This is a genomic window from Sphingomonas sp. Root710, assembly GCF_001429065.1.
In the GTDB taxonomy this organism is placed as follows: domain Bacteria; phylum Pseudomonadota; class Alphaproteobacteria; order Sphingomonadales; family Sphingomonadaceae; genus Rhizorhabdus.
Genome location: NZ_LMIB01000017.1, coordinates 133,574 through 156,659, shown reverse-complemented (window position 1 = coordinate 156,659; position 23,086 = coordinate 133,574). Strand labels below are relative to the sequence as shown.

Here is a 23,086-nt window from a genome sequence, read left to right as displayed (position 1 = left end):
AGAGTCTCTGTCGGACCTATAAGCTAAACTCATTTGTTGAGGGGGCGGACCGGTCCCACCTTCGGGACAAACTTCCTGCGAGGCAGCGATGGCCCGAGCGTCCGAACCGCAATCCCGTTTCATCAGCAACTTCGGCCTGCAGGTCCTCGCCGGCATGGCGATCGGGCTCGTGCTGGGCCTGCTCGCCCGATCGATCGGGCCGGCCGGCGACGCGCCCAATGGCCTGGCCCAGACGCTCGACCTGATCGGATCGATCTTCGTCCAGCTGCTCAAGGCGCTGGTGCCGCCGCTGATCTTCGCGGCGATCGTCACCTCGATCGTCAACCTGCGCGACCTGACCAACGCGGCGCGGCTGGTGGGGCAGACCTTGCTGTGGTTCGCGGCGACCGCGCTCATAGCAGTGCTGATCGGGATCATGCTGGGCGTGACTATCCAGCCCGGCGTAGCGGCGGGCGTCGCACACGAAGCCGCCGCCGCGCCAAAGACGGTCGGGACCTGGCTCGATTTCCTCAAGGGCCTGATCCCGGCCAACGGCTTCGGCATCTATGCGAGCAGCAAGACCGGCGATGACGGCACGGTCACCACCTCGATCGGTTTCAATGCGCTCCAGATCATCGTCCTGTCGATCGCGGTCGGAGCGGCGGCGCTCCGCTCGGGCGCGGCGGCGGAGCCGTTCATCGGCTTCGTGCGCGGCTTGCTCGCGGTGATGCGGCGGCTGCTCTGGTGGGTGATCCGGCTGACCCCGATCGGCAGCGCCGGTCTGATCGGCACCGCCGTCGTCAAATATGGCTGGGACGCGCTGGCGGGGCTCAGCTGGTTCGCCGCCGCCATCTATATCGGCCTTGGGCTCGTGCTGTTCGTCGTCTACCCGACGTTGCTGCTGCTCAACGGGATCAGCCCGCGCCGCTTCTTTGCCGGGGCCTGGCCGGCGATCCAGCTCGGCTTCGTGTCGCGCTCCTCGGTCGGCACGCTACCGGTCACCGAGCGGTCGGCCGAACTGCTCGGGGTGCCGCGCAGCTACGCCTCCTTCGCGGTGCCGCTGGGATCGACCACCAAGATGGACGGATGCGCGGCGATCTATCCGGCGGTCTCGGCGATCTTCGTCGCGCAATTCTACGGCCTGCCGCTCGGCCTGACCGACTATGGGCTGATCATCGTCACCTCGGTGCTCGGCTCCGCCGCGACGGCGGGCCTGACTGGCGCAACGGTGATGCTGACCCTCACCCTGTCGACGCTCGGCCTGCCGCTCGAAGGGGCGGGCCTGTTGCTCGCGATCGACCCGATCCTCGACATGGGCCGCACGGCGACCAATGTCGCGGGACAGATCCTCGTCCCGATGATCGTCGCGAAACGCGAGGGGATATTGGAGAAATCGGTCGCCGACGGCGTGCTCGCGGAGGTTTAGGACCGCAGCGCCAGCCGCCAACCCACCGAAAAGCGCCAATCCTTGTCATAGCCGGCATAGGGCCGGTCGATCGGTTTCGCCGCTTCGAGGAACAGTGCGGCCTTGGTCGTATAGGCTAGCCGCACCCCGCCGCCCGCCGAGGCGAGATCGAAGGTGCCGCCGGGGAAGGGCCCGCGATCGAGGATGCGAACCTTGGCGCCGTCGACGAAACCGTAGAGTTCGGTGTCGCCGAAGATTTTCGACCCCATCAACGGCTTGACCGCGAGTTCGGCGAGCGCCGCCGCGCCGCGATCGGCGCTGATCACCGCCACTTCGAAGGCGCGGCCGAAATCCTGCCCGCCCACCGCGAAACGCTCGGCGGCGGGCAACCGGTCGCCGCTATACTGGCCGCTGAACCGAAGCCGCGCGACCATGCGCTTGCCGATCGCCTGATCGATGCTCGCCCGCGCGTTGACCTTGGTGAATCTTGCTTCGGCCAGCGGCGCGGTAACCCGCGCGCCCAGCGCGTCGAAGCCCCGGCTGATCGTGACCCCGCCCGCCAGCGTCCGCTTCGGCTGCGCCTCGACATAGCCCAGCGCGATACGGGCCGCGCGGGTGCGTTCGCTGGAGATCAACTGTCCGAAGGCCGCATTGTCGCTATTGAGCCCGTCGAACCCGGCGGAGGCGGTAAGATTGCGCTTATAGTCGCGGATCAGCGGATAACTGTAGGTGAGCCCGGCGATTTTCGCGTCGCCGGTGATGCTGGTATTGCGCGGGCGCGTCTTCAGATAACCGAGTGACAGCGCAAGCCGCCCGCGATCACTACCGATCGCGGTCGAATGGGCGAATGAAGCATAGCGGTAATTGCGGAAATTGGCCGAGGCGCCGAGGTTGACATCGGTCTGGTCGCCGCCCCGAAACAGGTGGAACAGCGTCGCCCGGGCGGTGAACTCGCCGCCGCGATAGGTCGCCCCCGAGCGGTTGTCGAAGCCGGTCGCGAACTCGTTGCGCTTGTCGGTGACGGTCAGGACGACACGGACCAATCCGCGCGCCGATCCCTGAACGATGTCGATGTCGGTCTTTGTACCCGGCACGTCCTGGATCAGTGAGACATAGCGTTGCAATGTCGCCTTCCTGAGCGGGGTCTCACCCACCATATGCTGCGCAATTGCTGCGATCAGTTTCCGCGCCCGGCCAGTCGACTTGTCGGTGACGACGACCTGTTCGACCTGCCCCTCGATCAGCAGCACGTCGAGCACGCCGTCGGAAATATCCTGGTTCGGGATCAGCACCGAATAGAGCGCGACGTCCGCCTTGGCGTAGCCGCCGGAGACCGCCGCGGCGATATGCTGCAGGATCGCGCGGGTCGCCGGCTTGCCGACATAGGCCTCGGCGGCGCGGGCGGCGGGCTCGGGAGCCTTCGTCCCGATGAAGCGGATCGCCCTGATGATCGTGCCCGTATGATCGGCGCTTTCCTCGATCACCGGCGCGGGCGCGGCGGGGCTTTGTTGCGCAGCATCCGGTGCAGCCGGAGTGACCGGCTGGACGCGATCGGCGCGGTTGCGGTCCAAGATTAGCGGCGATTGCCCCCATGCGGGAGAGATGGAAACCGCCGCGATCGACGCGGCCAGCGACAGCCCGGCCGCGACCGGCCTGGTCCAAGGCGTCATAATGATGTCCCCTGTTCGATCGCCCAAGAAAAAGCGGGGACGGAGCCATGCTCCGCCCCCTGAGGGAGATCAGCTGCCCTTGCCGAGCAGGCCGCTCACCAGGCCCCCGGTCGAGGTACTGGCACCACCACCTGTCGAGCCGGTGAGTGGCGCCGTCAGCCCGCCGACCGTCGTCGTGACGACATTGCCCGCCGACAGCACACCTGCCGTGACCGCGGTGCCCGTGGCCTGGGTCGGCGAGAGTAGGCTGGCGCCGACTGCCGGGCTGCTGCCGCCGTTCAACACGGTCGTGTTGCCGACGGTCACAGTGGCGAGGCCGTTGGTCGCAACGCCCGTGCTCGGCAGGACATTGCCGGAACCCGTGACGCTGCCGCCCGCGCTCGCTCCCGCGACGGGGCCAACCGCGACCGTCGCAACATTGCCGCCGCTGCCGACGCCGACCGTCGCCACGCTTCCGGCGGTCTGTGTCGGCGACAGGACGCTGACCCCGATGGCGGGCGTCGTGCCGCCCGTGCCCAGCACCTGCGTGGCCCCGACCGTCGCCCCGGCGATCTGGCCTGCGGCGCCCGTCAAACCTCCGGCCGCACCCCCTGTCGAGCCAGGGACGACCGCCGACACCAAGGTGGCATTGTCCGTGCCCAGCGGGGTCGCCACAGCCTTGACGATGTTGCCGGCGGCGTCGACCCCGACCGTAGCGAGGCTACCCATATTCTGTGTGTTCGACAGAACACTGGTCCCGACCAACTGGGTACCGCTGCCGGGCAGGACATCCTTGTTCAGCACGTTGAGCGACACCGCCTCGCCGACGGCTGCCGTCAGACCGTCGACCAGGTAGGTCTTGCCGCTTCCGGTATCGACCAGCGCCTGTCCGGTCGCCTGGAGCACCTGCGAAACCGTGCCCGCGATCGGCACCGAACCGGGCACGGCATTGTCCACCGCCTGCACGAGCGTCGGCGTCTGACCGTTCACGCCCAGCACGGCATTCCCGGCCGTCACCAATACGGTGCCGACAGCTCCGGTATTTGAGGGATTGCCGCTGTTGGCGAGCAGGCCGGTGTCGGCCACGCCCCCGGGGCCGACCAAGCCGGGAACCGGCAGGCTGGCCAGCAGACCCGTCGTCGTGCTGCCGGTACCGCCGCCGGTCCCTCCGGTCGAACTGCCCGAACCTGAGCCGCCGGAACCCGAGCCGGAGCCCGAGCCGCCGCTACCCGAACCCGTTCCGGTGCCGCCGGAGCCGGTGCCGGTGCCGCCCGATCCGTCGCCACCCCCGCCGCTGCCGTCATCGCCGCTCGCGCCCCCGTCCACAGGGGTAGACGGCAGCTGCCCCACGCCTGCCAGGCGCATGCCACCGGAACTGTCGCACGCGGACAGCGACAATATGCTAGCCGATGCGACCAAGACACCACACATCGCTCTCAATCCGTTCGTCAACATCGCAACCTCCACTCACCGATTAGTTGCAGTAATGAACCGCCATCGGCACACGTTCCTTTCCGTCCGAATCCGGATTTGAAAGTGGTTATACGCAACTTTGCGGAGTGGACTTTAGGGGCCTGCACGGGCCGTCATATGGGTTTCTAAGACCAATCTGTTGGAGAGAACCGATCAACTCTCGCGATATTACATCTCTGTATTGATTTTCACGTTTAGGAGAGCGTTACTATTCGACCGGGTCAAAACCGTAGTAGTTACTCCATTGACCGTCATTTCAGCACGCTGATGGCGGCGGTCGTTACTGGAGAGAACCAGCGTGGTCGCACAAGCGGTGATCTGATTGAGCGCGCCCGATCCGCGATGTCGGTGCGCCTGGCCCAGCGCCGGATATTTCCTTCCGCGGTGTTTCGTGAGTCCTGCTGGGACATCATGCTGCTGTGCTTCGCCAGCCAGCTCGAGGGTCACCCCCTCTGCATCAAGCAGATCCGGAATCACCTTGATGAGTCCCACACCGCGCTTCTCCGCCGCGTTGACGAACTGGAGCAGGCGGGGATGGTCCGGCGGGATCGCGACGAATCGGACGGCCGCCGCACAATGGTCCAGCTGACCCCTGCCGGAGTTGCTGCGATGACACGCTTTTTCGAGCTTCACGCCGAAATAGCCGCGCGCTGACCAAGGCGAAGGCGCCGGGACGCCGTCTTATCGCAGGTTATATTGATCGAAGGCGCCGCGGGCAACTCCGCGACGTTCCGGACGTTCAAGCCATGTTCACCCGCCGCTTGCGATAAGCTGTGGCTTAACTAGGGTAAAGCCGGGGCGGCGTTTCGGCCTCGGTGTCAGATAAGGCGCTTTGATAATGCCGATAGTTCGCAAGATCTTGGCCGCAGCCGCTCCGCTGGCGCTGCTCGCGGTATCCGCCTGTACGCAACCTTTCCAGGCCAATGTATCGCGCTTCCAGGCGCTGCCGGTTCCCGAAGGACAGACGTTCGCCATCCAGGCGAGCGATCCACGAAATCAGGGCGGTCTCGAATTCGCGCAATATGCCGCACTGGTGAGCCAGCGGCTCGCCGCCTATGGCTATCGCCCGGTCGAGGGCGGCGCGAAGCCCGAACTGGTCGTCCAGTTCGACTATGGCGTCGACCGCGGCGTCCAGAAGACCGTCTCGCGCCCCGCGCCGGGCCCGGCCTTCGGCCCGTGGGGCTATGGCGGCTTCGGTCCCTATGGCCGCCGTTGGGGATATGGATCGGCCTTTTATTATGGCTGGGACCCCTTCTGGTATGATCCCTGGTATCGCGACATCGATACCTACACCGTCTATACCAGCCATGCCGAGCTGGTGATCGAGCGCAGCGCGGACGGCAAACATGTGTTCGAAGGCAAGGCCAAGGCGCGCTCGCTCGACGATGCGCTGCCCCGGCTGGTGCCGAATCTGGTCGAGGCGCTGTTCACCAACTTCCCGGGCCAGTCGGGCGAGGAGGTGAAGATCACCATCGCGCCACCCGACAAGAAGCGGTGATCCGCCTTCCCCTCCTGCGTGCGGGAGGGGATCGAGGGGTGGGCAACGAAGACAAGGGGCTCGATGCCCCTTGGCGGAGTGTTACGCGACAAGCTGGGAAGCTCGCTGCCCTCGCCCCACCCCTACACCCCTCCCGCACGCGGGAGGGGAAGTTCTAGGAAACCACCGCCAATTGCGGGCGCCCGACGGTCCCGATCCGCGCGGTCAGGCCCGGCAATCTTTCGATCCGCGCGACCAGTTCGGCATCGAGGCGGAAGTCGCGCCCCAGAAGCAATTCCGCGCTCGTCTGATCAGGCAGCAGCGCCTGAAGATACATCTCGCCGCGTCCGCCGCGTTCGCCGGCCATTAGTGCCGCCAGCGCTGGGATCGCCGCCGGGTCGGCGGTCTCTACATCGACGCGCAGCCGGATCGACTGCATCGAATCATAGCTTTGCAGCCCGCGCACCGTGACACGCGGCGTCTCCTCCCCCGCGCGCCAGTCGAGCTCGACGCGGAGCAGCGCGCAGGTCCCGGCTTTGGCGGCATTCTCGAGTTCGGCCGAGGCCATCTCGTCGAAGCAGGTCGCGATGAACTGGCCGGTCGCGTCGGAGCATGTCGCCATCATGTAGCGCTTGCCCTTGGCCGAGGTCCGCCAGCGCGCATCCTCGACCAGCGCCGACATCACGGAATTGACCCGCCCGCCGTCGGCGGGCGCGGGCAGCGCGCACAGCGCGGCAAAGCTGCGCGCGCCATGGGCGTCGGCGAGGTGGCGGACCTGGTCGGTCGGATGCGACGAGAAGTAGAAGCCGAAGCTCTCCTTCTCCGCCGCCATCCGGTCGGCGAGCGTCCAGTGGACGCCGCGATCGATGCGGATCGGCGCGACATCGCCGGGGCTGTCGCCGAACAGGCCGCCCTGCCCGCTCTCGCGCTGGTCGGCGGCGCTCGATGCATGCGCCAGGATGATCTCCGCCGCCGCGAACACGCCCGCGCGCTCGCTTTCCATACTGTCGAACGCGCCGCCGCCGGCAAGGCTTTCGAGCTGGCGGCGGTTGAGCAGGCGCGGGTCGATCCGGTCGGCGAAATCCTCCAGGCTGGTGAACGGGCCTTTCGCCTTGCGGGCATCGACCAGCTGCTCCATCGCCTTCTCGCCGACGCCCTTCAGCGCCCCGAGCGCATAGCGGACCGCCAGCCCCTCGCCCGCCTGCTCGACCGAAAATTCGGCCTCGCTGTGATTGACGCAGGGGCCGAGGCAGTCGACGCCCATGCGCCGCATGTCATCGATGAAGATCGCCAGCTTGTCGGTCTGGTGCATGTCGTAGCACATCGACGCAGCGTAGAATTCGGGCTTATGGTGCGCCTTCATCCAGGCGGTGTGATAGGCGACCAGCGCATAGGCGGCCGCGTGGCTCTTGTTGAAGCCATAGCCCGCGAACTTGTCGATCAAGTCGAACAGCTCATTGGCCTTGGCGGCGGGGATGTCGTTCTTCGCGCAGCCTTCGACGAAGCGGCTGCGCTGCGCGTCCATCTCTGCCTTGATCTTTTTGCCCATCGCACGGCGCAGCAGGTCGGCGTCGCCCAGCGAATAGCCGGCGAGAATCTGCGCGGCCTGCATCACCTGTTCCTGATAGACGAAGATGCCGTAGGTCTCGGCCAATATGCCTTCGAGCAACGGGTGCGGATATTCGATCGTCGCGCGCCCGTTCTTGCGGTCGCCGAACATCGGAATATTGTCCATCGGGCCCGGCCGGTAGAGCGAAACGAGCGCGATGATGTCGCCGAAATTCGTGGGCCGGACGGCGGCCAGGGTGCGGCGCATGCCTTCCGATTCCAGCTGGAACACCCCGACGGTATCGCCCTTCTGGAGCAGCGCATAGACCGCCGGATCGTCCCATTCGAGCGCGTCGAGATCGACCGTGATCCCGCGTTTGGCGAGGAACTGTACCGCCTTCTGCAGCACGGACAGAGTCTTCAGGCCGAGAAAGTCGAACTTCACCAGCCCCGCGCCCTCGACATATTTCATGTCGAACTGGGTCACCGGCATGTCGGAGCGCGGATCGCGATAGAGCGGGACGAGCGCGTCGAGCCGCCGGTCGCCGATGACCACGCCCGCCGCATGGGTCGAGCTGTGGCGCGGAAGGCCTTCGAGCTTCATCGCAAGGTCGAGCAGACGGCGGACCTCGCGGTCATTCTTATATTCGTTGGCGAGCTCGGCGACCCCGTTCATCGCGCGCTCGAGCGTCCAGGGATCGGTCGGATGATTGGGGATCAGCTTGGCGAGCCGGTCGACCTGGCCATAGCTCATCTGTAGCACGCGGCCCGTGTCCTTGAGCACCGCGCGCGCTTTCAGCTTACCGAAGGTGATGATCTGGGCGACCTGATCGCGGCCATATTTCTGCTGGACGTAGCGAATCACCTCGCCACGCCGGGTTTCGCAGAAGTCGATGTCGAAGTCGGGCATCGACACGCGTTCGGGATTGAGGAAGCGTTCAAACAGCAGGCCGAGCTTGAGCGGATCGAGATCGGTGATGGTCAGCGACCAGGCCACCACCGAGCCCGCGCCCGAACCGCGCCCCGGCCCCACCGGAATATCCTGTTCCTTCGCCCATTTGATGAAGTCGGCGACGATCAGGAAGTAGCCGGGAAATCCCATCTTGATGATGATGTCGGTCTCGAAGGCCAGCCGGTCGAAATAGGCCTTGCGGGTCTCTTCGTCGGTGATGCCCGTCTTGGCGAGCCGTGCCTCCAGCCCGGCCTGCGCATCGCGGCGCAGCGCCTCCGCCTCGGCATCGCGGTCGCCGGCCAGGCTGGGCAGGATCGGCTTGCGATAGGGTGCGGCGAAAGCGCAGCGCTGCGCCACCACCAGGGTGTTGGCCAGCGCCTCGGGCAAATCCTCGAACAGCCGCGCCATTTCCGCCGCGGGTTTGATCCAGCTATCGGGCGACGAGCGCTGCCGGTCCGCGGTATCGATATAGGAGGAACTGGCGATGCACAGCATCGCGTCATGCGCAGCGTGGAATTCGGGTTCGGCGAAGCAGGCGGGGTTGGTCGCCACCAGCGGCAGATCGCGGGCATAGGCCAGATCGATCAGCGCGTCCTCGGCAGCTTCCTCGATCGCGTCGCCGCGCCGGGCCAGTTCGACATAGAGCCGCTTCGGGAACAGCGCCTGGAGCGCGTCGGCATAGCTGTCGGCCGCGGCCTTCTGCTCACCCGCGAGCAATTTCGCGAGCGCGCCCTCGCCCGCGCCGGTCAGCGCGATCAGCCCGTCGGTGCGGCCTTCCAGCGCAGACATCGGGACATGTGCATCCTCATGCACCGGCCGTTCGAGATGCGCGGCAGAGACGAGCGCGCAGAGATTGTCATAGCCCCTGGCATCCTGCGCATAGAGGGCGAGCCAGTCTATGATCAGCTGCTGCTCGAGGCCGGGCCGCTTGACCGCGAGCATGGTGCCGATGACCGGCTGAACGCCGTCCTTCTTGGCCGCGTCGGAAAAGGCCATCGCGGCGTAGAGGCCGTTGCGATCGGTCAGCGCCGCGGCGGGGAAACCCAGCTTCCTGGCCTGTTTCGAGATCGCCTTCGGCTCGATCGCGCCCTCCAGCATCGTATAGGAGGAGAAGATCCTGAGCGGCACGAAGGGATGGTAGGCCATGGCGGCAATCTAGGGATCGCCGTGCGAATCGCCAGAAAAGTTTCGGGCTTATCCACAATCTAAAATCCTCCCTGGCGAAGCCGGGGAGGGTTTTTAGTCAGCTCGCGGTGGGGAAGCAGCTTTCCGTGTTGAGCGTGCTTATGCTGCTTGGCAGCAGCTTGGTCGTCGCCCCCTGATAGCTGCTCGCGATCGCTACCTTGGTCATGCCGGAGACCGAGGAACAGGTCGCGGCCGTGGTCAGCGTCACCGCGCCGGTGGTGAGCTTGACCCCGGTCGCGGCGGCGCGGGCGACCGCATAGTCCTTGACCTCCTGTGCGGTCTTGCAGCCGGTGACGCCAAGCGCCGCGCAACGCGCGCTGTTGCTCGCGACCTCCTGGAGGGTCTGGTAGGTCCACACCGCGCGCGCGCCGTCGATGATCAGGAACATGAACATCATGAAGGCGGGCGCGACGAGCGCGAACTCCACCGCCGTCACACCCCGCCGGTCGCGCCACAAGCCGATCATTGCAACCGCACCAGCGCGTTGCGGGTCTGGGTCATATTGCCGCCCAGCATCGCCGCGGGGACGAGCATCGTGCTCGACGTCGCGACCGCGTTGACCTTCAGATAATAGCCCGCAAGGCTGCCGTCGGCACAGGTCGCGTTGCAGGCGGCGGTGGTATAGGTCGGCCCCGATCCGCTGATGCAGGCGCAGGTGCGCCCCGTGTTAGCGCAGGTTCCACCGTTGCAGGTGATCGTCACCGTCGGCGCGGCGGCAAGCTTCGCCGCTGCTTCGACATAGGTCTTGATGGCGACCGGATCGACGCTGGCGCGCGAATTGAACGCGATCATGCCGCCCTGCTCCACCGCGCTGTCGAGGCGCAGCCGCTGCTGATACCACATGCCGATGTCGAGCCCGGCGGTCATCACGAAGAAGAACAGCACCGAGAGCAACGCGAACTCGATCGTCGCGACACCGCGCTGTTCGCGGGCGAGACGGGCGAGATGGCGGCGGATCATTTGAACAGCGCCACGTTGGCGGTGGTGCTCGACGATCCGGACAGGCTCGAACAGGCGCTGGCGACATTGGTGCCGCCTGACAGGGTGAGCGTGTTGAGGATCATCATCAGGCAGTTGGTGCCGTTCGAGGACATCGACGCGCCGCCGCTCAGCGTAAGGTCCGACTTGGGCGCGTAGAATAGTCCGGCATATTTATTGGCCGATCCGCCGCCTATCGCGGTGGCCGAGCTCGTCTTGGTCGCGACCAGCACGCCGGGAATGCCGTAGCTCGACGACGCACTGGGCGCGGCCAGATCGAGCGAGGTGCCGCCTGACAGGGTGAAGGTGCCGCCCAGCGCGAAGGTCACGTCGGTGCCGCTCATCGTGCCGCCGGTGTTGTTCGAGAAATAGCCCTTGATGATGTAGCTGCCCGATCCGAAGATCGAGCTGCCATTGAGGCTGAGATTGCCGTTGATGACGTGCGTCGCGGCCTTCGGAAAGACGATGGTGCTGCCGCCGCTGGTGATGATGTCGCCACTGACGCTGAAGGTGCCCGCCGCCACGGTCGGCGCAACGCAGTTTACGGTGAAGCAGACCTTTGCGCCGCCGCCGACGTTGATCGACGTGCCGCTGACATTACCGAAGGTGATCGTGTTGCCCACCCCTACGTCGAAATCGACGAGCGCGCCGCCATTGACGTCGATCTTGCCCGCGATGCTGACATTACCGCTACCGAAATGAAGCGCGGTGCCGCCCATGCTGATCGTGTTGATCGCCCGATCGGCGGGTCCCTGGAAATAGACGGTCAGGCCCCCGGAAATCGTGAGCGTCTTGATATTGTTATAAGCGCCCGCCGGAATCGTGTAGGTCTTGGCGCCGCTGTTGAAATAGGTCGCCAGCGTACCGCTGGGGCTATAATCGAGCGTGAGGTCCGAAAAGCCGGTAGCCGTCACCGGCGTGACGAGCGCCGTCGTGCAGGCCGTGTTGCCACCCGGATAATCGGGGTCGCTGTAGCCGCTGAGCTTGTTGACCTTGCAGAGCAGCGCCTGAAGATTGCTGTCCGAGGCCATCCAGTCGCTCGCGGCGCTGGTCTTGTTCTGGACGATGTTGTTCGCGGTCGGCGAGGTGGTGATCCCGCTGCCCGGATTGTTGACCGTCTTACCGGCGTTGACCTGCTTGGCGGAGATCGTCGTACCCCAGGGGACGGTGACGCCAGCATTGGTGTTGATCGCGCAGCCCGGCGAGTTGATGGCGACGCCGCCGCTCAACGTGATGCCATAGGTCGGCGTACTCGACAGCGCGGCGATGCAGGGCGGCGCGCTGGTCGTCGTCGAGGTCGTCGTCGCCGAGCCAACCGCCGACACGTCATAGCTCAGCGCCGAGGTAAAGACGCGGCCGAGCGCAAGCGGCACCGAGGTGGTGACGGTGACCTGGACGAGTTGCTTGCTGGTCGCGCTGTCGGTGACGAGCTGAACGGTGGCGGCGCTGGCGGCGAGGCCCTGCGCCACGACCACCGCCTTGGCGGTTGCGGTCATCTCGGTCGTGTTGCTGTTGACATTATAGGCGAGCGCACCCGCCAGCGCGGCCATGTCGGCGATGCGCTGGTTCTGGGTATCGGCGGCATAGCCGCGCGTCGCTTCCACCGCGAAGGCGCCCATGCCGACGATCGTCGTCAGCGACAGCGCGCCGATCAGCGCCACGCCGCCGCGTGTGCTGTCCGCCAGACGGCGCGAGACCGCCGCAATCGAATGAATCCAGGCCCGGATCATTGGGCCCGTCTAAACGGGATTGCTTAATAAAAGTCTTAGCTGGGACGGTTAACGCCCGTATTTTCAGGCTTTCAGCTCAAATGCCCGTCGTGGAGCCGCACCACCCGGTCCATTCGCTGCGCCAGCCGCTCATTATGGGTCGCGACCAGCGCCGCCGAGCCTTCCTGGCGGACCAGCCGTAGGAATTCGGCGAGGACTATATCGGCGGTGGCCTCGTCGAGATTGCCGGTCGGCTCGTCGGCCAGCACCAGGGCGGGCCGGTTGGCGAGCGCGCGGGCGACCGCGACGCGCTGCTGTTCGCCGCCCGACAGTTGCGATGGACGATGCGTCAACCGCTGCGACAGGCCGAGCGTGGAAAGCAGGCTTTCCGCTCGCTCACGCGCCGCTGCCGTCTCCGCGCCGTGGATCAGCTGCGGCAGCACGACATTCTCGGTCGCGGTGAAATCGGGCAGCAGATGGTGGAATTGATAGACGAAGCCGAGCCGGTCGCGGCGGATGCGGGTGCGGCCCTGTGCATCGGCCTTAGCTGCCTCCTCGCCAGCGATGCGGATCGATCCCTCGAAGCCGCCTTCGAGCAGGCCCACCGCCTGGAGCAGGGTCGACTTGCCCGAGCCCGAGGGGCCGAGCAGCGCGACGATCTCGCCCGGCTGGATGGCGAGGTCGACCTGGCGCAGGACGTGGATCGCGACATCGGCCTGGTGGAAGGTGCGGCTCAGGCCGCGGACGTCAAGGACGGCGTCACTCATAGCGCAGCACCTCGACCGGATCGGTGCTCGCCGCCTTCCACGCCGGGTAGAGCGTCGACAGGAAGCTGAAGCCCAGCGCCATGAGGATGATCGCGCTCACCTCGACCGGGTCGCTCTTCGACGGCAGTTCGGTCAAAAAGCGGATCGACGGGTCCCAGAGATTCTGGCCGGTGACGATCTGGACGAAATTGACCACCGCCTGGCGGTAGAACAGGAACACCGCGCCAAGCGCGATGCCCGCGCCGGTGCCAAGCACGCCGATCACCGTGCCCACCGTCATGAAGATCTTCATCAGCGCCGCGCGCGACGCACCCATCGTCCGCAGGATCGCAATGTCGCGCCGCTTGGCGCGGACGAGCATGATCAGCGACGACAGGATGTTGAACACCGCGACGAGAATGATCAGCGACAGCACCACGAACATGGTAACGCGCTCGACCGCCAGCGCCTCGAACAGCGAGGCGTTGAGGTCGCGCCAGTCGCGGATCTCGCCCTGTTGCACCAGCTTGGGCCCGAGCGGCTTCAATATCTGGTCGACCTTGTCGGCGTTCACCGTCTGGATCTCGATCATGCCGACGGCGTCCCCCAGCATCAGCAGGTTCTGCGCGTCGGACATCGGCATCACCACGAACGCCTTGTCATAATCATAGACGCCGACCTCGAAGATCGCGGCGACCTGATAGGAGACGATGCGCGGCACGGTGCCGAACGGCGTATTCTGTCCCTGCGGGCTGATCAGGCTGATCTGGCTGCCGAGGTCCGCGCCGAGCTGTTCGGCGAGGCGCGCGCCGATCGCCACCCGATCGGTCCCCGGCGCGAGCGCGCCGAGCGAGCCACGCACCACCTTGCCCTGCATCACCGGGTTGCGGCGGATATCCTCGACCGTCATGCCGCGCACCAGCACGCCTTCAACCCGGCCGTCATAGGCCGCCATCAGCGGCTGCTCGATCAGCGGCGTAGCGGAGGTGACCCCAGGCAGCTTCTTCGCGTCGGCAGCGATCCGCCGCCAATCGGGCAGCTTGCCATCATAGCCCTGGACGACGGCATGGCCGTTGAGCCCGACGATCTTGTCGAACAGCTCCGCGCGGAAACCGTTCATCACGCTCATCACGATGATCAGCGCCGCGACGCCGAGCGCGACCGCGACCAGGCTGATCGACGCGACGAGAAAGATGAACGCCTCTCCCCTGCCGGGCAGCAGGTAGCGCTTCGCGATCATCCGTTCGTAGCGGTTGAGGATCACCCAGCCACCTTCGCCAGGGCATCCTCGACCGACAGTTCGACCTTCTCGCCGGTCGCGCGGCGCTTGAGTTCGACCACACCCTTGTCGAGGCCCTTGGGGCCGATGACGATCTGCCAGGGCAGGCCGATCAGGTCCATGGTCGCGAACTTCGCGCCGCCGCGTTCGTCGCGATCGTCGTAGAGCGTCTCGACGCCCGCTGCCTGGAGCTTCGCATAGAGATCGTCGGCGGCCGCCGCGCAGCGCGCGTCGTCGGCGCGCATGTTGATCAGTCCGACCGCATAGGGCGCGACCGCGTCGGGCCAGATGATCCCGGCATCGTCATGATTGGCTTCGATGATCGCCGCCATCAGGCGCGACACACCGATGCCGTAGCTGCCCATCTGCGGGGTCACCGGCTGGCCGTCGGGGCCCTGCACCGTCATCCCCATCGCCGCAGAATATTTGGTGCCGAAATAGAAGATGTGGCCGACCTCAATGCCGCGCGACTGCTTGAGCTTGTCACCAGTCTCGGCCTCGCGGGCGGAGTCGCGCTTCTCGTCGGTCGCGGCATAGTCGGCGGTCAGGCCGCTGACGAAGCTCTGTAACGCATCGCGGTCGTCGGCGTCGACGTCGAGCGGGCGGACCTGCTCCCAATTGCTGTGATAGAAGACCTCGCTTTCGCCGGTGGGGGCCAGGACGATGAACTCATGGCTCAGATCGCCGCCGATCGGACCAGTGTCGGCCTGCATCGGGATCGCGGCGAGCCCCATCCGCTTATAGGTGCGCAGATAGGCGACGAACATGCGGTTGTAGCTGTGCCGCGCGCCCTCGACATCGAGGTCGAACGAATAGGCGTCCTTCATGAGGAACTCGCGGCCGCGCATCACGCCGAAGCGGGGGCGGACCTCGTCGCGGAACTTCCACTGGATATGATAGAGGTTGCGCGGCAGGTCACGGTAGCTGCGGACATTGTCGCGGAAGATCGCGGTGATCATCTCCTCGTTGGTCGGCCCGAACAGCATCTCGCGGTCGTGCCGGTCGGTGATGCGCAGCATCTCCGGGCCATAGGCATCATAGCGGCCCGATTCGCGCCACAGGTCGGCGGACTGGATCGTCGGCATCAGCAGTTCGATCGCCCCCGCCCGGTCCTGCTCTTCGCGCACGATCTGTTCGATCTTGCGCAGCACGCGATGGCCGATCGGCAGCCAGGCATAGATGCCGGCGGCGGTCTGGCGGATCATGCCCGCCCGGAGCATCAGCTTGTGGCTGACGATCTGGGCATCGGCGGGCGATTCCTTCATCACGGGCAGGAAATAACGGGACAGGCGCATGGACGATCATACTCGACGCGAGAGGGATATGCCCGGCTGTCTAGTGCGTGATCGCCGGAGGGGGAAGCGCTTTGCGCGTATGCGAAGGCGCGGAATCGGCAGCAGGCGGAGCGGTTTGGCAACAAGGTCATGGATATGCGGCGACGCAGCACCACAACCCATAGCGCTACGTACCGGTCTGTCTCTGTTGCCGATACATCACACCCGCCGTCTTTCGCGTCCGCCGGCTTTGAAAGCCAATGACAAGGTCAGGGGGCGGATGTAGAGAAGCTGCACGAAACAAAGGCACTATAAAAACGGCCATGGTTCGGGGAAAATAAGGGGTTCCGCCGCCATTAAAGGGGTGGTGGCGTAGAGCCCCTAAGGGGGGTGGCGAACCATCGTCACGCGGCGCCGGGATCGGAAACGATCCCGGCGCTTGCCGTTTCAGCATATGCGAACCTTCTGCCGTAACGTCATGACGGATATGTTCCGATCCAGCTTCGCGCGGCTCGTCCCAGTCATGTGGGCGATCGCCGAAATTGGGCCAGCGAGATGGATAGCCTTGGTGACCGCCGCGTTCTCCCTCCGAAGGAGAATCACCATGGCCAGCCAGCCCCCGCCCCCCGAGGACATTCCCGCCGATACGCCGGTCGACATCCCGGTGCCGAGCCCGACCGATCCCAATCCGGGCGCGCCGAGCGATCCCGTTGTGCCGGGGCTGCCGGGGTAATAACAACGCCGTCATCCCGCATAAGCCGGGATGACGGCTAGCAAATGGGCATCAGACCAGCCGGCTCTGCTTTACCGCAGCTTCGACGAAGCTGCTGAACAGTGGATGCGGATCGAATGGTTTGCTCTTCAGTTCGGGGTGGAACTGGACGCCGACGAACCAGGGATGGTCCGGTCGCTCGACCACCTCGGGCAACTCGCCATCGGGCGACATGCCCGAGAAGACCAGCCCGCCCGCCTCGAGCGGCGCCTTGTAATGCGCGTTGACCTCATAGCGGTGGCGGTGCCGCTCCTGGATCGCGGTCGCGCCATAGATAGTGGCGGCATGGCTGTTGCCCGAGAGAACTGCGTCATACGCGCCGAGCCGCATCGTGCCGCCCATGTCCCCGCCCTCTTCGCGCTTCTGAAGGCCGGTTTCGCTCATCCATTCGGTGATCAGGCCGACGACGGGCTCGTCGGTCGGGCCGAATTCGGTGGTCGAGGCGGCGGCAATGCCGGCGGTGTTCCGTGCGCCTTCGATGCATGCCATCTGCATGCCCAGGCAGATGCCGAAATAGGGCACCTTGCGTTCGCGCGCGAATCGCACCGCGGCGATCTTGCCTTCCGACCCGCGCTCGCCGAAGCCGCCGGGCACCAGGATCGCGTTCATCGGTTCGAGCTGGGCGGCGATGCCGTCCTCGTCCTGCTCGAACAGCTCGGCGTCGATCCAGCGAACGTTGACCTTCACCCGGTTGGCGATGCCGCCATGGACCAGCGCCTCGTGCAGCGACTTATAGGCGTCGAGGAGGCCGACATATTTGCCGACGACACCGATCGTCACCTCGCCCTCGGGATTTTCCAGCCGATCGAGGATCTCGGTCCAGCGGCTGAGCTCGGGCTCGCCCTTCGCTTCGATGCCGAACGCCGCGAGCACCGCGTCGTCGAGCCCTTCGGCATGATATTGCAGCGGCACGCCATAGATGCTGCTCGCGTCGAGCGCGGGGATGACGGCTTCCTTGGCGACGTTGCAGAACAGCGCGATCTTGGCGCGATCGCTGTCGGGCAAGGGGCGGTCGCAGCGGCAGACCAGCACGTCGGGCTGGATGCCGAGCGAAGTCAGGTCGCGCACGCTGTGCTGGGTGGGCTTGGTCTTCAGCTCGCCGGCCGCCGCTATATAGGGCACCAGCGTCAGGTGGACGAAGATCGAATTGCCGCGGCCGAGATCGTTCCGCAGCTGGCGGATCGCTTCCATGAACGGCAACGATTCGATGTCGCCGACGGTGCCGCCGATTTCGCACAGCACGAAGTCGAGATCGTCGACGTCGGTGCGGGCGAACTCCTTGATCGCGTCGGTGACGTGCGGAATCACCTGGACGGTCGCGCCGAGATAGTCGCCGCGCCGCTCCTTCTGGATGATCGTCTGATAGATACGGCCCGAGGTGATATTGTCCGACTGGCGGCTGGGCACGCCGGTGAAGCGCTCATAATGGCCAAGGTCGAGATCGGTCTCCGCTCCGTCGTCGGTGACGTAGACCTCGCCATGCTGATAGGGCGACATCGTGCCCGGATCGACGTTCAGATAGGGATCGAACTTACGGATGCGAACCTTGTAGCCGCGCGCCTGGAGGAGGGCGGCAAGACTTGCCGCCATCAGACCCTTGCCAAGCGAGGAGACCACGCCGCCGGTGATGAAAATGAACCGCGCCATGGGAAAATGGGTTTAGCCGCGCCGACGGGTGAAGGGCAAGGTGGGGTACTCCATCTTTTGAGAAAAATTGCGGGCGAACGAACGAGCCTCTCCGCCCCGCGAGGCGCGCGGGCGGCTGGGCATCGCAATGATCAAGCGGTTATTGCGGCGTCGCGCCGTTGGCGGGAGAAGCGCTGCCCTGCGCCGCCGCCGCGGCGAGCGGATCATTGGCCGGGGCCGTCGGCTCGGGCGTGCTGCTCGCGGTCTTGCCGACCAGCGAGGTGTCGATCTTGGTCGGCGCGCGTTCCACCGAGGCGAGCGCCGCCAGCGCGATGCTGAGCAGCACGAAGATGGTCGCGAGTATTGAGGTCAGCCGCGTCAGAAAATCTGCCGCGCCGCGCGCGCTCATCAGACCCGACGGATTGCCGCCCGACGCCAGTCCGCCGCCTTCCGACCGCTGCATCAGGATGACCGCGACCAGCGCGGCCGCAATGATGATGTGGACGACGAGCAGGAAGGTGAACATTCGGCGCTTTCAATCTCAGGGTTGCGGCGCATCTAGTCGATCGGCGCCGAAGGTTCAACCTTGGCGGGGCGAGGCGCTCAGTTCGAAGCCGCCGCGCCGCCTTCGATGATCGGGACGAACTGGGCCGCGGTGAGGCTGGCGCCGCCGACCAGCGCGCCATCGACATCGGCGACCGACAGCAGCTCCCGCGCATTTTCAGGCTTCACCGAGCCGCCGTAGAGGATGCGCACCTTTGCGGCCTCGCCGCCGAGCAGCGCGGCCAGCTTCGCGCGGATTGCCGCATGCATCTCGGCGACGTCGCGGGTTGACGGGGTTCGCCCGGTGCCGATCGCCCAGACCGGTTCATAGGCGACGACCAGCGTCCCACCGGTGCCGTCGCGCGGCACCGATCCGTCGAGCTGGCCCTCGACCACCGCCACCGCGCGGCCCGCATCGCGTTCGTCCTCGGTTTCGCCGACGCATACAATGGCGATGAGCCCGGCGCCGATCGCCGCAGCGGCCTTCGCCTGAACCTCGGCATCGCTTTCCTTCTGGTCGGCGCGGCGCTCGCTATGGCCGACGATGGCAAGCTTCGCGCCCGCTTCGGCCAGCATCGCCGCGCTGATGCAGCCGGTGTGCGCGCCCTTGGCCGCGCCATGGCAATCCTGCGCACCGATCGCGAGATCGGGCGTCCGCGCCACGGCGGGCGCGATCAAGGTGAAGGGCGGGCAGATCGCGACATCAATCGAAGGCTGCGCTTTCGCGGCGGCGGCGATCGCGTCGAGTTCGGCCAGCGCCGCCAGCGATCCGTTCATCTTCCAGTTGCCCGCCACCAGCTTGCGCAATGCCATCGTCCTACCTCGCTCGTGATTTCGCCCGGGCCTTAGGGTGCAAAGCCGATCATCGCAATGCCCGGCCATTGCGGCGATGGGCATTGAACCCTATGGCAACCCGAACGCTTATCTGACTTCAGACGGAACGCTGATGATCTCCTTCTTTCGCCGCGCACTATCTTCCTGGGTGGTCCTTGGCCTGCTCGGCCTGATCCTGGTCGCCTTCATCGTGACGGGCGTGAACACCCCGGGCATGGGAACGGGCGGCGGCGGGAGCGGTGCCACCGTCGCAGAGGCGGGCGGCACGAAGATCAGCAGCAGCGAACTGCTGCGCCGTGCCCAGAACGAGTTCACCAACGCCCGCCGCCAGCAGCCGGGCCTCGACCAGAAGGCGTTCATTGCCGGGGGCGGGTTCGAAGGCGTGACCGATACGCTGATCAGCGCCCGCGCGCTGGAAAGCTGGGGCAAGAAGCAGGGCATGGTGATCAGCAAGCGGCTGATCGACGCCGACATAGCAGCGATCGCGGGCTTTCGCGGCGTCACCGGCCAGTTCGACGAGACGACGATGCGCAACGCGCTGGCGCAGGCGGGCATATCCGAAAAGGAGCTCCGTACCGGCATCGCGATCGACCTGCTCCGCCGGCAGGTGGCAACCCCCGCCGTCGCCGATGCGCGGGCGTCGGCGCTGATCGCCCGCCCCTATGCGACGATCCTGCTCGAACAGCGCACCGGCCTGGTCGGCATCATCCCCTTCGCCGCGGTGCAGGACGGCCGGCCGCCGAGCGACGCCGAGATCGCCGCCGCTTATAACGGCAATATCGCCGCCTATACCCGGCCTGAGGCGCGCGTGCTGCGCTATGCGCTGTTCGGCGCGGCGCAGGTCGCGGCGGAAGCCGCGCCGACCGAGGCCGACATCGCCACCTATTATCGCGAGAATGCCGCGACCTATGCTGCCAAGGACAGCCGCACGCTGAGCCAGGTCATCACGCCGAACGAGGCGACCGCGCGCAGCATCGCCGCCGCCGCCAAGGCCGGCGGCTCGCTCGCCGCGGCGGCTGCCAAGGCGGGGCTGGAAGCCGCGACGCTGAGCAACCAGAACCGCGCCGATTATGCCGGCGCGTCGAGCGAGGCGATCGCCGCGCAGGTCTTCGCCGCGCCGCAGGGCGGCATCGCCGGTCCGGTAAAGGGCGCCTTCGGCTGGTATGTGGTGCGCGTGGAGGCGATTTCGGGGGTCCCGGCCCGCTCGCTCGATCAGGTCCGCCCGGAAATCACCGCGTTGCTGACCCAGCAGAAGGCGCAGGAAGCGCTCTCCGACTATAGCGGCCGGATCGAAGACGCCATCGCCGATGGGTCGAGCTTCGCCGAGGTCGCTGCCAAGAACAAGTTGACCATCGTCGAAACCCCGCCGGTGCTGAGCACGGGTCAGGCCGTCGACCACGCCGAATGGAAGGCCCCGCCCGAGCTCGCGCCGCTGCTCAAGGCGGGCTTCGACCTGTCGGCCGACGACCGTCCCGTGGTCGAAGCGGTCGCCAAGGACCAGCAATATGCGTTGCTGACGGTGGCGAAGATCGTGCCGCCGACGCCGCTGCCGCTCGCCCAGGTGCGCGAGGCGGTGATTCGCGACATCGTCCTGAAGCGCACCGCCGCCCGCGCCAAGGCGCTGGGCCAGCAGGTGACCGCCGCGGTCAACCGCGGCGCGACGCTGGCGAAGGCGCTGGCCGACACCGGGCTGAAGCTGCCCCCGCCCCAGCCCGCCCGCGCCCGCGCGATCGACCTGACGCAGGCGCAGCAGAACGGCCAGCAGGTCCCGCAACCGCTGCAAGCGCTGTTCGAACTGCGCAAGGGCAAGGCCAAGATGGTGCCGGGACCGCAGGGCGACGTCATCTTCATCTCGGTGCTCGACACGATCACCCCGGGCGATCTCAGCAAGGCCCCCGGGCTGGCCGAAGGCATCCGCCGCGAGCTGTCGCAGGCCTATAGCGCCGAGCTGGGCGAGCAATTCCTGCACGCCGTCCAGCAGGACGTGTCGGTCAAGCGCTATCCCGACGCGATCGCCGCCGTGCGGCGCCAGTTCGCCGGCGGGCAATAAGACGATCATGGCGGCCGATGACCGCGATCAGGCGGCACTGGATGCGCTCGCGCGCGGCGAACCCGCACTGGTATGGCGCACCCAGGTCGCCGACACCGAAACGCCGGTCGCCGCCGCACTCAAGCTGATCAGGCCGGGACGCGGCGACTATCTGCTCGAATCGGTCGAGGGCGGGGCGGTGCGCGGGCGCTATTCGCTGCTCGGCCTGGCCCCCGACCTGATGTTCCGCGCGCGGGGCGACAAGGCCGAGGTGAACCGCGACTGGGCCACCGATCGCGACGCCTTCGCGCCGCTCGCCGACGACGCGCTGACCGCGATGCGCAAGCTGGTCACGAGCTGCCGGATGGCAGTACCCAAGGGATTGCCCAACGCGCTCGCATGCCTGGTGGGCTATTTCGCCTACGAGACGATCGGCCTGGTCGAAAAGCTGCCACGCCCGCCCGCCAATCCGCTTGATCTGCCCGACATGCTGTTCGCGCGGCCGACGATGATCCTGATCTTCGACCGGCTGGCCGACCAGCTGTTCATGGTCGCGCCGCTGTGGCCCGAGACCCCCGGTACACCCGAGGCGAAGCTGGCGGATGCGATCGAGCGGATCGACGCGCACGCCGCGATGCTGGGCGGTCCGCTGCCGCCGCGCAGCCATGACCTGAGCGATGCTGCGGCGCTGAGCCTGACGCCGCAGCTCGCGCCCGGCCGCTATGCCGAGATGGTGCTGAAGGCGAAGGACTATATTGCCGCGGGCGACATATTTCAGGTCGTGCTGGCACAGCGGTTCACGGTTCCCTTCCCGCTGCCGCCGATCGATCTCTACCGGGCGCTGCGGCGGATCAATCCCTCGCCCTTCCTCTATTTCCTCGACCTGCCCGGCTTCGCGCTGATCGGCTCCTCGCCCGAAATCCTGGTCCGCGCGCGCGACGGCGAGGTGACCATCCGCCCGATCGCGGGGACCCGGCCGCGCGGCAAGACCGCGATCGAGGACGCCGCGAACCGCGACAGCCTGCTCGCCGATCCGAAGGAGCGCGCCGAACATCTGATGCTGCTCGACCTGGGCCGGAACGATGTCGGCCGGGTCGCGGTGGCGGGAACGGTCGAGGTCACCGACAGCTATACGGTCGAGCATTACAGCCATGTGATGCATATCGTGTCGAATGTGGTCGGGCGGCTCGATCCGGCCAAGGACGCGCTCGACGCGCTGTTCGCGGGATTCCCGGCGGGCACCGTTTCGGGGGCGCCCAAGGTCCGCGCCTGCGAGATCATTGCCGAGCTGGAGCCCGAGACGCGCGGCGCCTATGCGGGCGGCGTCGGCTATTTCTCCCCCGATGGATCGATGGACAGCTGCATCGTCCTGCGCACCGCGGTGGTGAAGGACGGCATGATGCACGTCCAGGCCGGCGCGGGCATCGTCGCCGATAGCGACCCAGCCTATGAACAGCGCGAATGCGAGGCCAAGGCGGGGGCACTCATTGCGGCGGCGAAAGAAGCCTTGATCCGCGCGGGCGAGCCCGGTTTCGGCCAATAAATCAAGGCCTCACGCCGATAAGCGTGACATTAATGCATCACTTCCAGCTTCTTGCGTCGAAGCGGGAAACCTTTTCGTACCGGCA

18 protein-coding genes are annotated in these 23,086 nt (G+C 66.4%); 6 read left to right on the top strand and 12 right to left on the bottom strand.

Translation table 11 applies throughout. The features are described 5' to 3' along the window. Positions 1–88: 88 nt before the first annotated feature. Positions 89–1,405 (top strand): dicarboxylate/amino acid:cation symporter, encoded by a 1,317-nt coding sequence (locus tag ASE00_RS20195; protein WP_056383528.1) that lies wholly within the window; start codon positions 89–91, stop codon positions 1,403–1,405. Here ASE00_RS20195 and ASE00_RS20190 read toward each other — a convergent pair. Next, positions 1,402–3,054 (bottom strand): ShlB/FhaC/HecB family hemolysin secretion/activation protein, encoded by a 1,653-nt coding sequence (locus ASE00_RS20190; protein ID WP_056383527.1) that lies wholly within the window; start codon positions 3,052–3,054, stop codon positions 1,402–1,404. The two genes, ASE00_RS20195 and ASE00_RS20190, sit on opposite strands and share 4 nt — an antisense overlap. A 69-nt stretch (positions 3,055–3,123) precedes the next feature. After that, positions 3,124–4,464, bottom strand: coding sequence for a hypothetical protein (locus ASE00_RS20185; RefSeq protein ID WP_156405529.1), 1,341 nt, complete (start codon positions 4,462–4,464; stop codon positions 3,124–3,126). A 309-nt stretch (positions 4,465–4,773) separates the two neighbouring features. Between ASE00_RS20185 and ASE00_RS24525 the strand changes: the two genes are divergently transcribed. Both ASE00_RS24525 and ASE00_RS20175 read left to right on the top strand, forming a co-directional pair. Further along, positions 4,774–5,160 carry a MarR family winged helix-turn-helix transcriptional regulator gene (locus tag ASE00_RS24525; RefSeq protein WP_056383525.1) on the top strand — a complete coding sequence of 129 codons (387 nt, stop codon included), beginning with the start codon at positions 4,774–4,776 and terminating at the stop codon, positions 5,158–5,160. Between the two features lie 184 nt (positions 5,161–5,344). Further along, on the top strand, positions 5,345–6,004 hold the full coding sequence (locus ASE00_RS20175; RefSeq protein ID WP_056383524.1) for a DUF4136 domain-containing protein: 660 nt from the start codon (positions 5,345–5,347) through the stop codon (positions 6,002–6,004). Positions 6,005–6,158: 154 nt separating this feature from the next. Here ASE00_RS20175 and dnaE read toward each other — a convergent pair whose 3' ends face one another. From dnaE to proS, 7 genes are all read right to left on the bottom strand, one after another. After that, positions 6,159–9,629 carry a DNA polymerase III subunit alpha gene (gene dnaE / locus ASE00_RS20170; RefSeq protein ID WP_056383523.1) on the bottom strand — a complete coding sequence of 1,157 codons (3,471 nt, stop codon included), beginning with the start codon at positions 9,627–9,629 and terminating at the stop codon, positions 6,159–6,161. A gap of 97 nt (positions 9,630–9,726) precedes the next feature. Then, the gene (locus ASE00_RS20165) at positions 9,727–10,134 is read right to left on the bottom strand and encodes a TadE/TadG family type IV pilus assembly protein (RefSeq protein ID WP_056383522.1); all 408 of its coding nucleotides are present in this window, start codon (positions 10,132–10,134) and stop codon (positions 9,727–9,729) included. Beyond that, a complete protein-coding gene (locus ASE00_RS20160) occupies positions 10,131–10,628 on the bottom strand; it encodes a TadE/TadG family type IV pilus assembly protein (protein WP_056383521.1) in 498 nt (165 codons plus the stop codon). The genes ASE00_RS20165 and ASE00_RS20160 overlap by 4 nt, the downstream gene beginning before the upstream one ends. Further along, positions 10,625–12,376, bottom strand: a complete 1,752-nt coding sequence (locus ASE00_RS20155; RefSeq protein ID WP_056383520.1) for a TadE/TadG family type IV pilus assembly protein — start codon at positions 12,374–12,376, stop codon at positions 10,625–10,627. The genes ASE00_RS20160 and ASE00_RS20155 overlap by 4 nt, the downstream gene beginning before the upstream one ends. 71 nt (positions 12,377–12,447) lie before the next feature. Next, the gene (locus ASE00_RS20150; RefSeq protein WP_056383519.1) at positions 12,448–13,122 is read right to left on the bottom strand and encodes an ABC transporter ATP-binding protein; all 675 of its coding nucleotides are present in this window, start codon (positions 13,120–13,122) and stop codon (positions 12,448–12,450) included. After that, positions 13,115–14,365: a lipoprotein-releasing ABC transporter permease subunit gene (locus ASE00_RS20145; protein ID WP_056383518.1), complete on the bottom strand. Its 1,251-nt coding sequence runs from the start codon at positions 14,363–14,365 to the stop codon at positions 13,115–13,117. Before ASE00_RS20145 ends, ASE00_RS20150 begins: the two co-directional genes overlap by 8 nt. Then, positions 14,362–15,675, bottom strand: a complete 1,314-nt coding sequence (proS, locus tag ASE00_RS20140; RefSeq protein WP_056383517.1) for a proline--tRNA ligase — start codon at positions 15,673–15,675, stop codon at positions 14,362–14,364. The genes ASE00_RS20145 and proS overlap by 4 nt, the downstream gene beginning before the upstream one ends. A gap of 583 nt (positions 15,676–16,258) precedes the next feature. Here proS and ASE00_RS24275 point away from each other — a divergent pair. Continuing rightward, positions 16,259–16,387 carry a hypothetical protein gene (locus ASE00_RS24275; protein WP_268801367.1) on the top strand — a complete coding sequence of 43 codons (129 nt, stop codon included), beginning with the start codon at positions 16,259–16,261 and terminating at the stop codon, positions 16,385–16,387. Between the two features lie 51 nt (positions 16,388–16,438). Here ASE00_RS24275 and ASE00_RS20130 read toward each other — a convergent pair whose 3' ends face one another. The 3 genes from ASE00_RS20130 to tpiA all read right to left on the bottom strand — a co-directional run bounded on the left by ASE00_RS20130 (position 16,439) and on the right by tpiA (position 19,408). After that, positions 16,439–18,073, bottom strand: coding sequence for a CTP synthase (locus ASE00_RS20130; protein WP_056383515.1), 1,635 nt, complete (start codon positions 18,071–18,073; stop codon positions 16,439–16,441). A 139-nt stretch (positions 18,074–18,212) separates the two neighbouring features. After that, on the bottom strand, positions 18,213–18,578 hold the full coding sequence (secG, locus tag ASE00_RS20125; RefSeq protein WP_056383514.1) for a preprotein translocase subunit SecG: 366 nt from the start codon (positions 18,576–18,578) through the stop codon (positions 18,213–18,215). Between the two features lie 77 nt (positions 18,579–18,655). Continuing rightward, positions 18,656–19,408 (bottom strand): triose-phosphate isomerase, encoded by a 753-nt coding sequence (tpiA, locus tag ASE00_RS20120; RefSeq protein ID WP_056383513.1) that lies wholly within the window; start codon positions 19,406–19,408, stop codon positions 18,656–18,658. 76 nt (positions 19,409–19,484) lie between these two features. Between tpiA and ASE00_RS20115 the strand changes: the two genes are divergently transcribed. Further along, a complete protein-coding gene (locus ASE00_RS20115; protein WP_056383512.1) occupies positions 19,485–21,479 on the top strand; it encodes a peptidylprolyl isomerase in 1,995 nt (664 codons plus the stop codon). A 7-nt stretch (positions 21,480–21,486) separates the two neighbouring features. Then, positions 21,487–23,001: an anthranilate synthase component I gene (gene trpE / locus ASE00_RS20110; RefSeq protein WP_056383511.1), complete on the top strand. Its 1,515-nt coding sequence runs from the start codon at positions 21,487–21,489 to the stop codon at positions 22,999–23,001. Positions 23,002–23,086: the final 85 nt, after the last annotated feature.